The sequence below is a fragment of the Microbacterium sp. 8M genome, from assembly GCF_902506375.1.
GTDB lineage: Bacteria > Actinomycetota > Actinomycetes > Actinomycetales > Microbacteriaceae > Microbacterium.
The window spans coordinates 866,424-883,370 of record NZ_LR733284.1 but is presented as its reverse complement, the minus strand read 5'-3'; the positions used below and the strand labels follow the sequence as shown (position 1 = coordinate 883,370).

Genomic DNA, 16,947 nt, shown 5'->3' with positions numbered 1-16,947 from the left:
GGTCTCGGGATCAGCCGGCGTACTTCACCAGCTCGGGGTGGGCCTTGTAGACCTCTTCGAGCAGCGACAGGTCGAACAGGTCCTTCGCGGTCAGCGTGATCCCTGCTCCGGCCAGGCTCTTGATCGTGCTCTTCTGGAGCGCGTCAGAGATGGTGAAGAGTCCGTTCTTCGCGGTCTCGTCGGAGACGACGAGCTTCTCGGCCTGCTCCTTCGGGCCGGCGATGGAGTTGGCCGGATCCAGCTTGAGATCCTTGCCGTAGTTCTCGACGGCGAGCTTCGCACCGGCCTCTGGATCCTTGACCGCGTCGGTCCAGCCCTTGATCTCGGCCACCAGGAACGACTTCAGCCGCTCGCGGTGCTGGGCGATCATGTCGTCAGTGGTGGTGACCGTCTCCGCGACGAAGGGCAGCCCGTTGTCGGCGAACGGCAGGTTCGTGGTCTCCACGCCCTTGGCCTTGACCGTGATCGCCTCGTTGGTCAGGTAGGCGATGAAGCCGTCGACGTCGCCGCTGAGCAGGGGCGCCGGGTCGTACTGCACGGGCACGATCGTGACGTCCTTGTCCGTGAGGCCGTTCGCGGCGAGCAGCGCCTTGAACAGGGCCGTGTTCGAGTCCTGGACGCCGATCTTCTTGCCCTTGAGGTCGGCGGGGGTCGCGATGTTCCCCTTGCTCTTCAGGGACAGCACCGTGAACGGGTTCTTCTGGTAGGTGGTGCCGATGATCTTCAGCGGTGCGCCTTCGCTCGCCACGACCGATCCGATCGAGACGGCGTCGGAGAGGGCGATGTCGGTCTTGCCGGACAGCAACTCGGCCGCACCGGTGGACGGGCCCGGAGTGAGGGTGACGGTCAGGCCCGCGTCCTTGTAGTAGCCCTTGGAGTCGGCGAAGAACTCGCCGGAGAACTCCTCGTTCTTGACCCAGCTGAGCTGGACGTTGAGGTGTCCGCCATCGGAGGCGCCGGCGGAAGCGGTCGGCGCGGCAGAGGCCCCGCCGGAGCACGCGCTCAGCGCGATCGCGGTGGCGGCGGCGGCGGCGACCACGGCCAGCGTGCGCCGGAGAGAGGAGGGGATTGTCATGGGTGGTCTCCTGCCGGGAAGCGGTCGGGTGGGTGCCGCGCCGACGGGCCGACGCGGACAGGAACCTCACGGTACGCACCGCATGTTTCGGCGAGAGGCACGGTCGGTTTCCCGGTGGTTTCGCGGCTGATCCGGCCGCTGCCGGGGCTCGCGGCGGAATCCTCGCGGTCGGCCCGACGTTCTGCGAGGGTGGACAGGGCGCCGCGCGACGGCGACGCCGAGCGCACGGAAGGCGGACGGATGACCGACGAATACGACCTGATCGTGCTGGGCGGCGGCCCGGTGGGCGAGAACGTGGCCGATCGCGCCGTGCAGGGAGGGCTGACCGTCGTCCTCGTCGAGAGCGAGCTCGTCGGCGGCGAGTGCTCGTACTGGGCGTGCATGCCGTCGAAGGCGCTGCTGCGCTCGCCGCAGGCGCTGCGCGCCGCCCGCCACGTGGGCGGCGCGGCCGAGGCGATCACCGGCGACCTCGACGTGCGGGCGGTGCTCGACCGCCGCGACTCCTTCACGAGCCACTGGCAGGACGACGGGCAGGTCGCCTGGCTCGACTCCGCCGGCATCGACCTCGTCCGAGGACACGGCCGGCTCAGCGGTGAGCGCAGGGTCGCCGTCACCCAGCCCGACGGCACCGTGCGCACCCTCACCGCGCGGCACGCCGTCGTGATCAGCACCGGATCCGACGCCGCCATCCCGCCGATCCCGGGGCTGCACGAGGCGAACCCGTGGACCAGCCGCGAGGCGACGAGCGCGGAGGAGATCCCGCCGTCGCTGGTCGTGATCGGCGGCGGCGTGGTCGCCGTGGAGATGGCCACCGCGTACGCCTCGCTCGGATCGGCCGTCACCGTGCTCGCCCGCAGCGGGCTGCTCGGATCCGTCGAGCCGTTCGCCGGCGAGCTCGTCGCGGAGGGGCTGCGCGGTCTCGGCGTCGACGTGCGCACCGGCGTCGCGACGAAGAGCGTCACCCGCGACACCGACGGGGTCACCGTCACGACCGACGACGGCGACGTGCGCGCCGCCGAGATCCTCGTCGCGACAGGGCGCACGCCGCGCTCGGGCGACATCGGCCTGGAGACCGTCGCGCTCCCGCCCGGACGCTGGATCCGCACCGACGACACCCTGCGCGTGCCCGGCGTCGACTGGCTGTATGCGGTCGGTGACGTGAACGGCCGCGTGCTCCTCACCCACGAGGGCAAGTACCAGGCGCGCGCGGCGGGCGACGTGATCGCCGCGCGGGCGAACGGGGAGACCGTCGACGACGAGCGCTGGGGGCGGCACGTCGCGACCGCCGACCACTCCGCGGTGCCGCAGGTGGTTTTCTCCGAGCCGGAGGTGGCCGCCGTCGGCGTCACCGAGGCGGCGGCGCGGGAGGCCGGGCACCGCGTCCGCGCCGTCGACGTGGAGTTCTCCTCGGTCGCCGGAGCGTCACTGCACGCCGACGGCTACCGCGGGCGCGCACGCATGGTGGTCGACGAGGATCGGCAGGTGCTGCTGGGCGTGACCCTGGTCGGGCCCGACGTGGCCGAGCTGATCCACGCGGCCGCGATCGCGATCGCCGGGGAGGTGCCGCTGGCCCGGCAGTGGCACGCGGTGCCCTCGTACCCGACGATGAGCGAGGTGTGGCTGCGGCTGCTCGAGGCGTACGGACGGCAGTCGGCCTGAGGGGCGTCGGATCCGTGTTCAAAGCGCGCAAATGGCTCCACTGGGGCCCCGGATCCAGCCATTTGCGCGCTTTGAAACCAGATTGATCGGTTCGGCGGGGGAATCCCGGCGGATGTCGGTCTGTTTCCGGATGTGGTGGGGCGCTTCTGGGATGTCGGAGGCTTGGCCTACTGTCGGAAGAGCGCCCGGCGGCGCACGCCGAGAGGAAGCGTCGCACCGATTCGAAGAGGACGGACGAGCATGCAGGCAGTATTCGACGGACGGGTCGTCGCGAACGCGGACGACTCCGACGTGGTGGTGATCGAGGGCAACCGGTACTTCCCGCCCACGGCCGTCACCGAGGGGGTGCTGCGGGAGAGCCCGACGCCGTACACCTGCGCGTGGAAGGGCGAGTGCCAGTACTACTCCCTCCGCGTGAACGAGCAGGACCACAAGGATCTGGCGTGGGCGTACCCGCATCCCTATCCGACGGCCATCGAGCGCGTCGGCGTCGACTTCTCCGGCTACATCGCGTTCGACCGCACGGTGGAGATCCGCGAGGGCGACGTGCCGCAGGAGGGGTCCCTCGCCTGAGGGTCCGCCGCGCATGATCGAGTTCCGCTCCGTCACGAAGACGTTCCCCGACGGCACCCGCGCGGTCGACGAATTCAGCCTGGTCATCCCCGCCCGGCAGACGACCGTGCTGGTCGGATCCTCGGGATCCGGCAAGACCACGCTGCTGCGCATGATCAACCGCATGGTCGAGCCCACCTCGGGGTCGGTCGAGATCGACGGCGAGAGCGTTCTGAACGGCGACCCGGTCGCCCTCCGCCGCCGCATCGGGTACGTGATGCAGAACTCGGGGCTGCTGCCGCACTTCACCGTGATCGACAACGTCGCCACGGTGCTGCGCCTGAACGGGGTGTCCCGGCGCGAGGCGCATGTGCGGGCGCGCGAGCTGCTCGACATCGTCGGCCTCGACCAGGCGCTCGCCGAGCGCTACCCCAGCCAGCTCTCCGGCGGGCAGCAGCAGCGCGTCGGCGTGGCTCGCGGGCTCGCCGCGGATCCCAACATCCTGCTCATGGACGAGCCGTTCGGAGCGGTCGACCCCATCGTGCGCACCGAGCTGCAGCAGGAGCTGCTGCGCCTGCAGCGCGAGCTCGGCAAGACCGTGGTGTTCGTCACGCACGACATCGATGAGGCGCTGCTGCTCGGCGACCGCATCGTGATCCTCGGCAAGGGCGCTCGCATCGTGCAGCAGGGCACGCCGGCCGAGATCCTCGCGGCGCCCGCCGACGACTTCGTCGCCGCGTTCATCGGCTCCGATCGGGGCCGCCGAGCGCTGCACCTGACCGAGACCCCTCACGGCACGGTGGTCGTCGACGCCGACGGCCGCGCTCAGGGAACCCTCGTGCAGACGCCGTCCGACCTCTTGGACGCGCATCCCCCTCGGCCGGCGGACGAGGTCGGCTGACATGACCTGGATCCTCGACAACCTCGGGCTCATCGTGGGCCTCGCCGCCGTGCATCTGCAGCAGAGCCTGATCGCTCTCGTGCTCGGGGTCGTCGTCTCGGTGCCGCTGGGATGGGTCGCCTGGCGGTACCGCCTGGTGCGCGGTCCGCTGATCGTGCTCACCGGACTGCTGTACACGATCCCCTCGCTCGCGCTGCTCATCCTGCTTCCCGCGCTCATCGGATATCAGGCGACGGAAGCACCGAACCTCGTCGTAGCGCTGACCATCTACAACGTCGCGATCCTCGTGCGCGCGGTCGCCGACGGCCTCGACTCGGTCGACGCCGACGTGCGGCGCGCTGCGACGGCCATGGGCTACGGATCCGCGCGCCGGTTCTGGAGCGTCGAGCTGCCGCTCGCCGGGCCCGTGATCCTCGCCGGGGTGCGCGTCGCGGCGGTCTCGACGATCGCCCTCGCCACGGTCGGCATCCTCGTCGGGGTGCAGAACCTCGGCTACCTCTTCACGAACGGGCTAGACCGCCGCCTCATCGAGGAGGTGTTCGCGGGCGTCCTCGCCGTGATCGTGCTGGCCGTCGTGGTCGACGTGCTGCTGGTGCTGCTCGGGCGCCTGCTGATGCCGTGGCAGCGGGCCACGGCGAAGCGCCGCGGCCGGCGCGGCGGATCCGCCGGCCCGCAGGTACAGGCCCCGGGAGCCGACGACGCGATCGACGGAGCCGCCGTCGAGGAGGTCCGCGCATGAACCTCTTCGCCGACGCCATCCGGTGGCTGCTCGACCCCGCGCAGTGGACCGGATCCTACGCACTGCCCGTGCTGCTCGGCCAGCACCTGCTCTACACCGTCGTCTCCGTGCTCGTGGCGAGCCTGATCGCCGTGCCCGCCGGATGGCTGATCGGGCACACCGGTCGTGGGCGGGAGGTCGCCGTGGCGATCTCGGGCGCCGCCCGCGCGATCCCGTCCTTCGGCCTGCTGATCCTGCTCGTGCTGCTGTTCGGCGTGCTGCAGGTGCCGACCGCCGCCCTGGTCACCCTGGTGCTGCTCGCGATCCCCTCGGTCCTCGCCGGCGCGTACACGGGGATCGAGGCGATCGAGCCGCGCGTGATCGACGCGGCGAAGGCGATGGGGATGACGCCGTGGCAGGTGTTCTGGAAGGTCGAGTTCCCGCTCGGCCTGCCCCTGCTCGTCGGCGGGCTGCGCGCGGCGACCCTGCAGGTGATCGCGACCGTGACGATCGCCGCCTGGGTGAACCTCGGCGGCCTGGGCTACCCGATCATCCAGGGCATCCCCCTCGGTCGCTTCGACCAGGTGCTCGCCGGCGCGCTCCTCGTCGCCGCCCTGGCCCTGATCGCCGACCTGCTGTTCGCGATCGCGCAGCGCGCCGCCGTCCCGGCCGGCGTCCGCGCGGCCGACGGGCGCTCCGACCACGAACCCCGCGGCGGCGCCCCGAGCGGGGACCCCGCGCCCCGGAGTCGGGCGAGGAGCGCGAAGGCCGCCGCCCGCATCTGACCTGCACCGACCCACCGAAGAGAGGCACACCATGTTCACCGCTCGCATCACCCGCATCGCCGCCGCGGCCGCCGCCACGGTCGCGGTCGCCCTCGCGCTCAGCGCGTGCGGCTCCAGCAACCCGCTCGACAAGCCCACCGAGACCGGCGGATCCGGCTCGTCCGACACGATCGTGATCGGATCCCAGGCGTACTACTCGAACGAGATCGTCGCGGAGATCTACGCGCAGGCCCTCGAGAAGGACGGCCTGAAGGTCGACCGGAAGTTCAACATCGGTCAGCGTGACGCGTACATGCCGGACGTGAAGTCGGGCGCCATCACCCTGTTCCCCGAGTACACCGGCAACCTGCTGGAGTACCTGGGCGGCAAGGCCGACACGAACAACCCGGACGACGTCTACGACGCGCTGAAGAAGGCGCTGCCCTCGGGTCTCGCCGCCCTCGACTACGCGAAGGCGGCCGATCAGGACACCTACACGGTGACCAAGGCGACCGCCGACAAGTACAGCCTCGAATCGATCGCCGACCTGTCGAAGGTGCCCGCCCCCGTCACGATCGGCGCGGCGCCCGAGTTCGAGAAGCGCCCGTACGGTCCGGCGGCCGCCAAGAGCCTGTACGGCGTCGACCTGACGTTCTCGGCCACCGGGCAGACCACGCTCGAGGCGCTCAAGGCCGGCACGGTGCAGGTCGCGGACATCTACTCCGCCGACCCGGCCTTCGCCACCGGTGACCTCGTCGCGCTGAAGGATCCGAAGAACCTCATCCTGCCGTCCAACATCGTTCCGATCGTGAGCGAGAAGGCGGCCGACAAGGTCTCCAAGGCGATCAACGCCGTGAGCGCCAAGCTCACCACGGAGGAGCTCGTCAAGCTCAACGTGCAGAGCACGGCCGACAAGAAGCAGCCGGCCGACATCGCCAAGGCGTGGCTCAAGGAGCAGGGCCTGAGCTGAGCCGACGCGAACGCCGATCAAGACGGCCCCGGGAGCGATCCCGGGGCCGTCTTGTCGTCTCGGCAGTTCGGCGGCGACGGCCGGTGACGGCCGCACGGGGGGCATGCGGACGCTGCACCGGGCGCTCCCCACCGCCCGCGCCGCGTACAGTGGCGGACGTGAGCGCCCCCAGCCTCGACCACCTGCGCACCTTCGTCACCGTGCACCGCACCGGATCCGTCACCCGGGCCGCCCAGCTGCTCGGCCTGTCGCAGGCGACGGTGTCCGCGCACGTGCAGGCGGTGGAGGCGGCCGTCGGCTTCCCGGTGTTCGACCGCGGCCGTACAGGGGTGACGACCACGCCGAAGGGCGTCGAGCTGGCGCGACGGGTGGCCGCGCACGTCGACGCGATCGAGGACGCCCTGCTTCCGGGGCTCGCGGAGAGCGCCGCGCCGGCCGTCCACGTCGGCGGAGCGGCGGAGATCCTGTCGGTCAAGGTCATCCCGCGGCTCGGTGAGCTGATCGATGCCGCGAGCGCGCCGATCCGCTTGGCGTTCGGCCTGGCGCAGGAACTCCTCGACGCGCTCGCGGCCGGGACGCTCGATCTGGTCGTCAGCGCCGTGTCCCCGCAGCGGGACGGGATTACGGCCATCCCCTTCTACGACGAGGAGTTCGTGCTCGTCGCCGCACCGGCGTGGGCCGCCGCGGATCCGGAAGACGTGCCGGTCGTGGCCTATGCGGAGAACCTCCCGATCGTGCGCCGCTACTGGCGCAGCGTGTTCGGCCGTGCGCCTTCCGCCCTGCGCATCGCGGCCGTGATCCCCGACTTGCGCGGGATCCGCGACGCGGTGCGCGCGGGGATCGGCATGTCGGTGCTCCCCGAGTACCTGGTGGCCGACGACCTGCGCAGCGGTGCGCTGATCGCGCTCGAGGAGCCGGAGATCCCGCCGCTGAACACGCTCTACCTCGCCACGCGCAGCGGCGACGCGGAGCGGTTCCCGGCGATCGCCGCCACCGCGGAGGCGCTGCGGCGGATCATCTCCTGACCACACCTCGGGAATCCGATGGCTGCGTTCGATTCCTCGACGTCGCCGGGATCCGCCGGGGGAGGAGCATGTACGGGTCGAAAGGACCCACATGTCGAAGATCCTCATGGTCGTCACCGCGGCCGACTCCCTCACGCTCGCCGACGGCTCCGCCCATCCCACCGGGTTCTGGGCGGAGGAGCTCGTCGTCGCACACCGCGAGCTCACCCGCGCCGGCCACGACGTCGTCATCGCGACGCCCGGCGGCCGCGTCCCTCCCGTCGACCCGGGATCGCTGAACGCCGAGGTCGTGGGCGACGCCGACCGTGCGGCGGAGTTCCGCGCGTACCTCGACGCGATCCGCTCCGACCTCGACCACCCGATCGCTCTGGACCAGGTCTCGGCCGCCGATTACGCGGCCGTGGTGCTCCCCGGCGGCCACGGGCCGATGGTCGATCTCGCCGTCGACGAGCAGCTCGGCCGGATCCTCGTCGCGGCCGACGACGCGGGACTGCCGATCGCACCGTTCTGCCACGGTCCGGCCGGGCTGCTCAGCGCCACCGCTGCCGACGGCTCGTTCGCCTTCGCCGGGCGCACGCTCACCGTGTTCACGGACGAGGAGGAGCGCACCGGCGGGCTCGGCGAGAACAGCCCGTGGTTCGTCGCGTCCACGCTGAGCGAGCGCGGTGCAGTGGTGCAGGGCGGGGAGCCCTGGACCTCGCACGTCGTGCGCGACGGCAACCTCATCACCGGTCAGAACCCGCAGTCCAGCCACGCTGTGGCGCAGGCGCTGCTCGACGTGCTCGCCGACTGAGCGGGCGTCGCCGGTCGCCGGTCGTCGGTCGTCGGCCGGTCGTCGGTCGCCGGGTGGTGCGGCGCCCTTCGTCTCGTCGCTGCGCTCCTCGCTCAGGGACCGATGTGCACCGGTCCCTGAGCGAGCGCAGCGAGACGAAGGGCGGGTCAGCGCGTCGGCGTCAGGTGCCGCGCGAAGAACCGCCCGGCATCCTCCGCGGCGTGCGGCGGCACGCCCGTATGGCCGCCGAGGTTGGCCTGCAGTGTCTTCTCCGCGGATCCGAACGCGTCGAACACATCGAGCGCGCGCTGCCGGTCGTTGCCCTCGTCGTCCCACTGCAGCAGCACGTGCACGGGGATCGTGACGCGTCGGGCCTCCTCGAACATCCGCAGCGGCACATAGCTGCCGGCGAACAGCCCGGCGGCGATGATGCGCGGCTCGATCGCGGCGAGTCGGATCCCGATCGCCAGCACGCCGCCCGAGTAGGCAACGGGGCCGCCGATCTCCGGGAGCGCGAGCAGCGCGTCGAGCGCGGCCTGCCACTCGGGCACCGCACGGTCGACGAGGGGCAGGACCAGCCGGTCGATGACGTCCTCGCCCGGCCGTTCGCCGGCGTCGAGCGCCTGCCACAGCGCGGCGCGGGCGCTCTCCAGCTCGGGCAGCGGCGTCCGGTCGCCGTTGCCCGGCAGTTCGAGGGCGACCGCGGCGCAGCCGAGCTCGACCGCGGCCCGCGCGCGGGCCTCCAGGCGGGGACGCATGCGGCCGAGGCCCGGCCCGGACGGGTGCCCGAGCAGGATGAGCGGCACGGGCGCCGCGGCGGAGGCGGATCCGGGCATCCACAGCGTGCCGGGGATGCCGCCGTCGCCGCCCGGGACGCCCAGGACGAAGTCGCGTTCGACGATGCCGTCGCCGCGCGGTCGTGCCGAAGTGAAGCTGAGTTCAGGGGTGATGTTCATGGTCGTGCCTTTCGGGAGTGCGCTTGCGCGGCGCTCCCGGACGACCTATCGCCCGACCGTGGCTCCGATCAGGAGCGCCCACGTCGATTCGTTCATCGGGACCACCTCCTGTTCTCATGCCAGCACGGCGTAGGCGACAGTAGCACGCTCCGACGCGGCCCGTTAAGCGGATCCCGTCCCGAATCGCCGAGGAATCGGGGGACACCGTCGGCGAATCGGGACACGTCGGCGCCCTTCGTCTCGCCTTCGGCTCGCTCAGGGACCGGTTCATCCCCCGCGATGGATCAGTCCAGCGCGCTCATCACGTGCTTGATGCGCGTGTAGTCGTCGAAGCCGTACTGCGAGAGGTCCTTGCCGTAGCCGGAGTGCTTGAAGCCGCCGTGCGGCATGTCCGAGACGAACGGGATGTGCGTGTTGATCCACACGCACCCGAAGTCCAGATCGCGGGAGAACCGCAGCGACCGGGCGTGGTCGGTCGTCCACACGGATGCGGCCAGCGCGTAGGGCACATCGTTCGCATACGCGAGCGCCTCGTCGTCGTCCTGGAACGACTGCACGGTCAGCACGGGGCCGAAGATCTCGTTCTGCACGGCCTCGTCGTCCTGGCGCATGCCGGAGACGATCGTGGGCTCGAAGAAGTACCCCACGTCGCCCTGGCGCTTCCCGCCCGTCTGGATCACGGCGTGCGCGGGCAGGCGGTCGATGAAGCCCTGCACCTGCGCCAGCTGCGCGGCGCTGGACAGCGGGCCGAAGAACACGCCCTCCTCGTGCGGGGCCCCGGTGCGGGCGTGCGTGCGCACCCGCTCCACGAGCGCCTTCACGAGCTCATCGTGCACCGACGCGTGCACGATGACGCGGGTGGCCGCGGTGCAGTCCTGGCCGGCGTTGAAGAACGCGCCCGTCACGATGCCTTCGGCGGCCTTCGCGATCGAGGCGTCGGGGAACACGATCGCCGGGGCCTTGCCGCCGAGCTCCAGGTGCACGCGCTTCACGTCGGCAGCCGCCGACTCCGCGACCGCCATGCCCGCGCGCACGGATCCGGTGATCGCGACCATCTGCGGCGTCTTGTGCGCGACCAGGGCGGCCCCCGTGCTGCGGTCGCCGAGCACGACGTTGAGCGTGCCGGCGGGCGTGTGCTCGGCGACGATCTCGGCGAGAAGCAGCGTGGTGAGCGGCGTCGATTCCGCGGGCTTCAGCACGACCGTGTTGCCCGCGGCGAGGGCCGGCGCGATCTTCCAGACCGCCATGTTCAGCGGGTAGTTCCACGGGGTGACCTGGCCGATCACGCCGATCGGCTCGCGGCGCACGTACGACGTGTGGCCGGCCATGTACTCGGCGGCGGCCCGGCCCTCGAGGCTGCGGGCGGCGCCGGCGAAGAAGCGCAGCTGGTCGACCGACTGGTCGATCTCGTCGGCCACGAGGTTCGCCCGGGGCTTGCCGGTGTCCTGCGACTCGAGGTCGGCGAACTCCTCGGCGCGGGCCGCCATGGCGTCGGCGATCCGGAAGAGCGCGAGCTGACGCTGCGCGGGGGTGGTGTCGCGCCAGACGGGGAACGCGGCGGCCGCTGCAGCGTAGGCGGCGTCGATGTCGCTCTGGTCCGAGATGGGCGCCTGCCCGTACACCTGCTCGGTGACGGGGTCGATGAGGTCCATCCGGCCCTCGCCGTGTGCGGCGACGGATCGTCCGCCGATGAAGTTCTGCAACAGTGCTGTTTCGGACAGGGTGCTCTGCATGCTGATCAGGATAGGCGACCATCAACGAAATCGGAAGAAAATGAGATCCGATTCTGCGAAATCAGTTGCATCCATAGCTTCTGAATGTCAAGATCGTCACATGAGCGACAAGCCCAAGGTGCCCGTGCTGGACGACGTGTCGAAGCGGATCATCGAGCTGCTGCAGGAGGACGGCCGCCGCCCCTACGCCGAGATCGGTCGTGCTGTCGGTCTCAGCGAAGCCGCTGTCCGTCAGCGTGTGCAGCGCCTCACCGACAGCGGCGTGGTGCAGATCGTCGCTGTGACCGATCCCCGCCAACTCGGATTCTCCCGCATGGCGATGCTCGGGATCCGCGTGGACGGCGATCCGCGTGTCGCCGCAGAGGCGCTCACGAGTATTCCGGAGATCGCATATGTCAACGTGACGCTGGGATCCTTCGACATCCTCGCCGAGGCCATCTGCGAGAGCGACGAGGATCTGCTCGAGCTCATCGCGACCCGGATCCGCACCATCGATGGCGTCTCGCACACCGAGTGCTTCCTCTACGCGGGGCTCCACAAGGACCTCTACAACTGGGGCACGCGCTGACCCGCTGAAGCCCGGCTCCCTCGCACCCGGCCGCATCGCGGCGGGGCGCTGTGTCGCGCCTCGGCGCGCCGACCATCCACCCTTCTGGACAAGGAAGACCCATGGGAACGACCGTCTTCGAACGACGGCTGCCGAGCGCCTCGGTGATCGAGCGCGCTCTCGAGGACTCCGTGCACGCGGTGTTCTGGCTCGACGACGTGGAGCGCACCGCGTACCCGGCACTGTCGGGCGAGGTGCGCGCCGACCTCGCGATCGTCGGAGGGGGGTACGCGGGCCTGTGGACCGCGATCCGCGCCAAGGAGCGCGACCCGCAGCGCTCGGTCGTGCTGCTCGAGGCGAATCGCGTGGGCTGGGCGGCGTCGGGGCGCAACGGCGGCTTCTGCGAGGCGAGTCTCACCCACGGCGAGGAGAACGGCCGCAACCGCTGGCCCGAGGAGCTGGGCGAGCTCGAGCGCCTGGGGCTGGAGAACCTCGACGGGATCGAGGAGACCGTCGCGCGCTACGGCATGGACGTCGATTGGGAGCGCACCGGGCAGCTGTCGGTCGCCGTCGAACCGCACCAGGTGGCGTGGATGGCGGGCGACGGCTTCCTCGACGAGGCGGCGGTGCAGGCCGAGGTGCGCTCGCCGACCTACCTCGCCGGATCCTGGGACCGCGAGGGGTGCGCCATGGTGCACCCGGCGAAACTCGCGTTCGAGCTCGCCCGCGTCGCCGCCGAGCTCGGAGTGCGCATCTTCGAGCGCACCCGCGTCACCGGGCTCCGCGGCAAGGGCGTGCAGACCGTGATCGCGGAGCACGGATCCGTGGTCGCCGACCAGGTCGTGCTCGCCACGAACGTGTTCCCGTCGCTGCTCAAGCGCAACCGGCTGATGACCGTGCCGGTGTACGACTACGCGCTGATGACCGAGCCGCTCACCGCGGAGCAGTACGACGACATCGGCTGGAAGAACCGGCAGGGCCTGGCCGACAGCGCGAACCAGTTCCACTACTACCGGCTGAGCGCCGACAACCGGATCCTGTTCGGCGGCTATGACGCCGTCTACCATTTCGGCGGCAAGGTGCGGGAGGAGTACGAGGACCGTCCGGAGACGTTCCGCCGGCTCGCCTCGCACTTCTTCACCACGTTCCCGCAGCTCGAGGGGCTGCGGTTCACGCACCGCTGGGCCGGAGCGATCGACTCCTGCAGCCGGTTCTGCGCCTTCTTCGGCACGGCTCGGGGCGGCCGTGTCGCGTACGCGACGGGGTTCACCGGTCTCGGCGTCGGCGCCACCCGGTTCGCGGCGGACGTCATGTTGGATGAGCTCGCGGGACTGGAGACCGAGCGCACCCGCCTGGAGATGGTGCGCACGAAGCCCATCCCGTTCCCGCCGGAGCCCGCCGCGTCGATCGGGGTGAACCTGGTGCGCGCCGCGATGAACCAGGCCGATCACAACCAGGGCCGGCGCAACCTGTTCCTGAAGGCGCTCGACGCGGTCGGCATGGGGTTCGACTCATGACCGCTCCGGTCCCTGAGCCCGTCGAAGGGCCCGGAATCCGCCGGCCTGCCGGGACTGCTCCGGTCCCCGAGCCCGTCGAAGGGCCCGGAACCCGCACCGCTCCGGTCCCTGAGCCTGTCGAAGGGCCCGGAACGCGCCTCCCCGCCGCCGGCACCGCGGTGGCCGATCTCGCCCTCGTGCACGTACCGCTGCCCGCGTCCGAGGTGCTCGCCGGCGCCCCGACGACCGCGATCGCCGTGCTCGACGACACCGGCGACCGCGAGATCGGCGTCTGGGAGATGACGCCCGGCACCGCGACCGACACCGAGGCCGACGAGCTGTTCGTGGTGCTCTCCGGGCGCGCGACGATCGCCTTCGAGGATCCTTCGCTTCCCGATCTCGAGATCGGATCCGGATCCGTCGTGCGCCTGGCCGAGGGCATGCGGACGACCTGGACGGTCACCCAGACGCTGCGGAAGGTCTACATCGCCTGAGCGGGTTCCGGGGAGCGCGCCTGACGGAGGTCAGCGTCCGTGCGCGAGCAGGGCCAGGTGCAGGGCGGAGAGGGTCTCGCCGTCGTCGAGGTCGGCGTCGAGCAGGTCGGCGATGAGCGCCAGCCGCTGGTAGAACACCGAGCGGGACAGGTGCGAGGCGCTCGCCGCCGCCGTGCGGTTGCCGGGATGCGCCACCACCGCGCGCAGCACCCGGAGCAGGTCGCCGTCCGTGGCGTCGTCGTGCCGGATCAGCGGGGCGAGCAGGCGCGCGCTGTGCTCCTGCAGGCGATGGTCACCGCTCAGCTCGGCGGCGAGGCGGGCCAGCGGCCGGTCGGCCACGCGCAGCAGCGTTCCGGCCTCGGCCTGGCGGGCGAGGCGTCGCACGATCGGGATCGCGGCGAGCAGCTCGGTCGTGGAATCGGCCGGGTCGCTGACCGCGCCGGATCCGAGATCGGCGACGAGGGCGTCCGGAAGGCGGGATCCGGCGGGCAGGGAGACGAGAAGGATCCGCTCTCCGTCCACGACCGCGGACAGGATGCCGACGCCTCGCCCTTCGTCTCGCGGCGACCCGCTATGAGCGAGCGTGAGCGCGTCGACGGGTCGCTCAGGAACTGGGGTGATGGCCGCCGGGCCCGCCGCGACGTGCAGCGTCCGGCCGCGCACAGGGAAGCCCGACGCCTCCAGTCGGGCCTCGATGTCGGCGACGGTCGTGTAGCGCTCGCCGAGCAGTGCCGCGATGAGGCCCTCGGCGCGCAGCCGGGACCAGGCGCCCTCGCCGTCGGCGAGCCGGGAGAGCGCGAGCGCGGTCGCGGCCTGCTCCAGCACCGTGGCCGGGCCGGCGGGATGCGGCGGTCCGGGCAGGGCGATCAGCTCGCCCCACTGCGTGCCGCGCGCGGCGACGGGCACCCGGGTCCATTCCGGCGGCAGTCGTCGCGAGCGCCCGGGCCAGCCGGCGAGCACGTCTGCCTCGGAGAGGCCGGCGGTGTCGGCCGCGACGACCTCGTGCGCCAGGTCTTCCAGGACCACGGGCGCGCGCAGCGCCCGGGCGGTCTCGCGCACGACGACTTCGACGGGGGCGCCGCGCAGGGTCAGCGCCGTGAACAGCTCGTGGAGGCGCTGCCGCTCCTGCAGCGCCTCCACCTGGCCCGCGATGATGCGGCGGTGCACCTCCTCGGTGACCGTGACGAACTTCACCTCGCGGTCGAGCGAGACCAGCGCCAGGTCGCGGGCGCGGCAGGCCGCGACCAGAGGCGGCGGCACGACGGCGAACCGGGTCCCCAGCTCCAGCACGATGCCGGCGAGGCCTGCGTCGGCGAGCTCGTCGACGAGGCGGGCGAGCGCTGGGGCGTCGCCGGGCCAGCCGGCGCCCGTGGTGAGCAGCAACTCTCCGCCGTCGAGCAGCGCCGCGACGCGGTCGCTGTCGGAGACGTGCACCCAGCGCACCGGCACGTCGAGGGATCCGGCCAGCACCTCGGGGATCCCGGCCTGGAGCGAGGGGACCTGGACGGCGTCGGCGACGGTCGGCAGACCCGGGTCGCCCTTCGCCTCGGCCGCGCCGCGCGCGTCCTCGCTCAGGGGTCGGGGGTCAGGGCCCTTCGTCTCGCTGCGCTCGCTCAGGGACCGATCCGGACGATCTGTCCGGACCGCATCGAAGTCCGGACGATCTGCGGGCATGGATCCATCCTCCCCTCCGTCAGCATGGGAGAGCAAGCCTTCGGACGCCGTCGATCAGAGTGTCCGAAACCTGCCCGTCACCGAACCCGAGGAGCACCACCCGTGACCCTGATCCCGCACTTCATCGCCGGCGCCGAGACGGCCGAGGCCGAGCGCACCGGCCCCGTCTACAACCCGGCCACCGGTGAGGCCCACCGCACCGTCGCCTTCGCGAGCGCCGCCGAGGTGGAGCAGGCGATCGCCGCCGCGAAGGCCGCCGGTCCCGCGTGGCGCGCGACCAGCCTCATCAAGCGCGCGGACGTGTTCTTCCGGCTGCGTCAGATCCTCGCCGAGCGCACGCCCGAGATCGCCGCGATCGTCACGAGCGAGCACGGCAAGGTGCTCTCCGACGCCGCGGGCGAGGTCTCGCGGGGCATCGAGAACGTCGAGTTCGCCGCCGGCCTCGTGCACCTGCTCAAGGGCGAGCACGCTGAGCAGGTCGCGCGCGGCGTCGACGTGCACTCGGTCAAGCAGCCCGTCGGCGTCGTCGCCTGCATCACCCCGTTCAACTTCCCCGTGATGGTGCCGCTGTGGATGGTCGCCTCCGCGATCGCCTGCGGCAACACCGTCGTCCTGAAGCCGAGCGAGAAGGATCCGTCCGCGGCGATCTGGCTCGCGAAGGCGTTCCAGGAGGCGGGCCTGCCCGACGGCGTGCTCAACGTCGTCAACGGCGACAAGGCCGCGGTCGACACCCTGCTCGATTCGCCCGACGTCAAGGCCGTCAGCTTCGTCGGATCCACTCCGATCGCGAAGTCGATCTACGAGCGCGCCTCCGCGAACGGCAAGCGCGTGCAGGCCCTCGGCGGTGCCAAGAACCACATGGTTGTCATGCCCGACGCCGACATCGACGCCGCAGCGGCCGCCGCGGTCTCCGCCGCCTACGGCTCCGCGGGCGAGCGGTGCATGGCCGTCTCGGTGCTGGTGGCCGTGGGCGACGTCGCCGAGCCCCTGATCGCGTCGATCACCGAGAAGGTGCAGAACCTGCGCATCGGCGACGGCACGGACGCCGCAAGCGAGATGGGCCCGCTGGTCACCCGCGAGCACCGCGACCGCGTGGAGAGCTACGTCGCGGGCGCCGCGGCCGAGGGCGCCACCGTGCTCATCGACGGCACGCAGCGCATCGCCGCCGGCGAGCGGCTCGACGAGAACGGGTTCTTCACCGGCATCAGCCTCATCGACCACGTGAAGCCCGGGATGAAGGTGTACGAGGACGAGATCTTCGGCCCGGTGCTCTCGGTCGTCCGCGTGGCCAGCTACGCGGAGGCGATCGAGCTCATCAACGCGCACCAGTTCGGCAACGGCACCGCGATCTTCACCCGCGACGGCGGCACCGCCCGCGAGTTCGAGTTCGACATCGAGGTCGGCATGGTCGGCGTCAACGTGCCGATCCCCGTGCCGGTCGGCGCGTTCTCCTTCGGCGGCTGGAAGGCCTCGCTGTTCGGCGACTCGCACATCTACGGCCCCGAGTCGATCCACTTCTACACGCGCTCCAAGGTCGTCACCACGCGCTGGCCCGACCACACCCCGGCGCAGGTCGACCTGGGCTTCCCGAGCAACCACTGAGACGGAAGG

At 71.4% G+C, this 16,947-nt stretch carries 16 protein-coding genes; 12 read left to right on the top strand and 4 right to left on the bottom strand.

What is annotated here, in order from left to right; genetic code table 11:
- Positions 1-10: 10 nt before the first annotated feature.
- Complete coding sequence (locus tag AERO9AM_RS04185) at positions 11-1,075, bottom strand: ABC transporter substrate-binding protein (protein ID WP_159575032.1); 1,065 nt, start codon at positions 1,073-1,075, stop codon at positions 11-13.
- Positions 1,076-1,315: 240 nt separating this feature from the next.
- Between AERO9AM_RS04185 and AERO9AM_RS04180 the strand changes: the two genes are divergently transcribed.
- The 8 genes from AERO9AM_RS04180 to AERO9AM_RS04145 all read left to right on the top strand — a co-directional run bounded on the left by AERO9AM_RS04180 (position 1,316) and on the right by AERO9AM_RS04145 (position 8,457).
- Complete coding sequence (locus AERO9AM_RS04180; protein WP_159575031.1) at positions 1,316-2,734, top strand: dihydrolipoyl dehydrogenase family protein; 1,419 nt, start codon at positions 1,316-1,318, stop codon at positions 2,732-2,734.
- Between the two features lie 240 nt (positions 2,735-2,974).
- The gene (locus AERO9AM_RS04175) at positions 2,975-3,307 is read left to right on the top strand and encodes a DUF427 domain-containing protein (RefSeq protein ID WP_159575030.1); all 333 of its coding nucleotides are present in this window, start codon (positions 2,975-2,977) and stop codon (positions 3,305-3,307) included.
- Between the two features lie 13 nt (positions 3,308-3,320).
- Positions 3,321-4,187 (top strand): ABC transporter ATP-binding protein, encoded by an 867-nt coding sequence (locus AERO9AM_RS04170; protein ID WP_159575029.1) that lies wholly within the window; start codon positions 3,321-3,323, stop codon positions 4,185-4,187.
- A gap of 1 nt (position 4,188) precedes the next feature.
- The gene (locus tag AERO9AM_RS04165) at positions 4,189-4,926 is read left to right on the top strand and encodes an ABC transporter permease (protein ID WP_159575028.1); all 738 of its coding nucleotides are present in this window, start codon (positions 4,189-4,191) and stop codon (positions 4,924-4,926) included.
- Positions 4,923-5,690, top strand: coding sequence for an ABC transporter permease (locus AERO9AM_RS04160; protein ID WP_159575027.1), 768 nt, complete (start codon positions 4,923-4,925; stop codon positions 5,688-5,690). The genes AERO9AM_RS04165 and AERO9AM_RS04160 overlap by 4 nt, the downstream gene beginning before the upstream one ends.
- Positions 5,691-5,721: 31 nt before the next feature.
- Positions 5,722-6,639 carry an ABC transporter substrate-binding protein gene (locus tag AERO9AM_RS04155; protein WP_159575026.1) on the top strand — a complete coding sequence of 306 codons (918 nt, stop codon included), beginning with the start codon at positions 5,722-5,724 and terminating at the stop codon, positions 6,637-6,639.
- A gap of 158 nt (positions 6,640-6,797) precedes the next feature.
- Positions 6,798-7,664, top strand: a complete 867-nt coding sequence (locus tag AERO9AM_RS04150) for a LysR family transcriptional regulator (protein ID WP_159575025.1) — start codon at positions 6,798-6,800, stop codon at positions 7,662-7,664.
- A 91-nt stretch (positions 7,665-7,755) separates the two neighbouring features.
- Positions 7,756-8,457, top strand: coding sequence for a type 1 glutamine amidotransferase domain-containing protein (locus AERO9AM_RS04145; protein ID WP_159575024.1), 702 nt, complete (start codon positions 7,756-7,758; stop codon positions 8,455-8,457).
- A 146-nt stretch (positions 8,458-8,603) separates the two neighbouring features.
- Here AERO9AM_RS04145 and AERO9AM_RS04140 read toward each other — a convergent pair whose 3' ends face one another.
- The gene (locus AERO9AM_RS04140) at positions 8,604-9,392 is read right to left on the bottom strand and encodes an alpha/beta hydrolase (RefSeq protein WP_159575023.1); all 789 of its coding nucleotides are present in this window, start codon (positions 9,390-9,392) and stop codon (positions 8,604-8,606) included.
- A 284-nt stretch (positions 9,393-9,676) separates the two neighbouring features.
- Positions 9,677-11,125 (bottom strand): aminobutyraldehyde dehydrogenase, encoded by a 1,449-nt coding sequence (locus AERO9AM_RS04135; RefSeq protein WP_159575022.1) that lies wholly within the window; start codon positions 11,123-11,125, stop codon positions 9,677-9,679.
- Positions 11,126-11,225: 100 nt separating this feature from the next.
- On the opposite strand from AERO9AM_RS04135, the gene AERO9AM_RS04130 reads away from it, so the two are divergent.
- The 3 genes from AERO9AM_RS04130 (at position 11,226) to AERO9AM_RS04120 (ending at position 13,662) form a co-directional block, all read left to right on the top strand.
- Positions 11,226-11,693, top strand: a complete 468-nt coding sequence (locus tag AERO9AM_RS04130; RefSeq protein WP_159575021.1) for an Lrp/AsnC family transcriptional regulator — start codon at positions 11,226-11,228, stop codon at positions 11,691-11,693.
- A 101-nt stretch (positions 11,694-11,794) separates the two neighbouring features.
- Complete coding sequence (locus tag AERO9AM_RS04125; RefSeq protein ID WP_159575020.1) at positions 11,795-13,189, top strand: NAD(P)/FAD-dependent oxidoreductase; 1,395 nt, start codon at positions 11,795-11,797, stop codon at positions 13,187-13,189.
- A complete protein-coding gene (locus tag AERO9AM_RS04120; RefSeq protein ID WP_159575019.1) occupies positions 13,186-13,662 on the top strand; it encodes a cupin domain-containing protein in 477 nt (158 codons plus the stop codon). The genes AERO9AM_RS04125 and AERO9AM_RS04120 overlap by 4 nt, the downstream gene beginning before the upstream one ends.
- A gap of 30 nt (positions 13,663-13,692) precedes the next feature.
- On the opposite strand, the gene AERO9AM_RS04115 is transcribed toward AERO9AM_RS04120, so the two are convergent.
- Positions 13,693-15,336, bottom strand: coding sequence for a PucR family transcriptional regulator (locus AERO9AM_RS04115; RefSeq protein ID WP_159575018.1), 1,644 nt, complete (start codon positions 15,334-15,336; stop codon positions 13,693-13,695).
- Positions 15,337-15,438: 102 nt separating this feature from the next.
- On the opposite strand from AERO9AM_RS04115, the gene AERO9AM_RS04110 reads away from it, so the two are divergent.
- Positions 15,439-16,938, top strand: coding sequence for a CoA-acylating methylmalonate-semialdehyde dehydrogenase (locus AERO9AM_RS04110; protein WP_159575017.1), 1,500 nt, complete (start codon positions 15,439-15,441; stop codon positions 16,936-16,938).
- Positions 16,939-16,947 lie beyond the last annotated feature (9 nt).

What these genes read in the sequence shown, in the direction of transcription:
- AERO9AM_RS04120 (WP_159575019.1), top strand. Translation starts at nt 13,186, where the DNA reads ATGACCGCTCCGGTCCCTGAGCCCGTCGAAGGGCCCGGAATCCGCCGG.
- AERO9AM_RS04115 (WP_159575018.1), bottom strand. Translation starts at nt 15,336, where the DNA reads ATGCCCGCAGATCGTCCGGACTTCGATGCGGTCCGGACAGATCGTCCG.
- AERO9AM_RS04135 (WP_159575022.1), bottom strand. Translation starts at nt 11,125, where the DNA reads ATGCAGAGCACCCTGTCCGAAACAGCACTGTTGCAGAACTTCATCGGC.
- AERO9AM_RS04125 (WP_159575020.1), top strand. Translation starts at nt 11,795, where the DNA reads ATGGGAACGACCGTCTTCGAACGACGGCTGCCGAGCGCCTCGGTGATC.
- AERO9AM_RS04140 (WP_159575023.1), bottom strand. Translation starts at nt 9,392, where the DNA reads ATGAACATCACCCCTGAACTCAGCTTCACTTCGGCACGACCGCGCGGC.
- AERO9AM_RS04130 (WP_159575021.1), top strand. Translation starts at nt 11,226, where the DNA reads ATGAGCGACAAGCCCAAGGTGCCCGTGCTGGACGACGTGTCGAAGCGG.
- AERO9AM_RS04145 (WP_159575024.1), top strand. Translation starts at nt 7,756, where the DNA reads ATGTCGAAGATCCTCATGGTCGTCACCGCGGCCGACTCCCTCACGCTC.
- AERO9AM_RS04170 (WP_159575029.1), top strand. Translation starts at nt 3,321, where the DNA reads ATGATCGAGTTCCGCTCCGTCACGAAGACGTTCCCCGACGGCACCCGC.
- AERO9AM_RS04155 (WP_159575026.1), top strand. Translation starts at nt 5,722, where the DNA reads ATGTTCACCGCTCGCATCACCCGCATCGCCGCCGCGGCCGCCGCCACG.
- AERO9AM_RS04180 (WP_159575031.1), top strand. Translation starts at nt 1,316, where the DNA reads ATGACCGACGAATACGACCTGATCGTGCTGGGCGGCGGCCCGGTGGGC.
- AERO9AM_RS04185 (WP_159575032.1), bottom strand. Translation starts at nt 1,075, where the DNA reads ATGACAATCCCCTCCTCTCTCCGGCGCACGCTGGCCGTGGTCGCCGCC.
- AERO9AM_RS04165 (WP_159575028.1), top strand. Translation starts at nt 4,189, where the DNA reads ATGACCTGGATCCTCGACAACCTCGGGCTCATCGTGGGCCTCGCCGCC.
- AERO9AM_RS04160 (WP_159575027.1), top strand. Translation starts at nt 4,923, where the DNA reads ATGAACCTCTTCGCCGACGCCATCCGGTGGCTGCTCGACCCCGCGCAG.
- AERO9AM_RS04175 (WP_159575030.1), top strand. Translation starts at nt 2,975, where the DNA reads ATGCAGGCAGTATTCGACGGACGGGTCGTCGCGAACGCGGACGACTCC.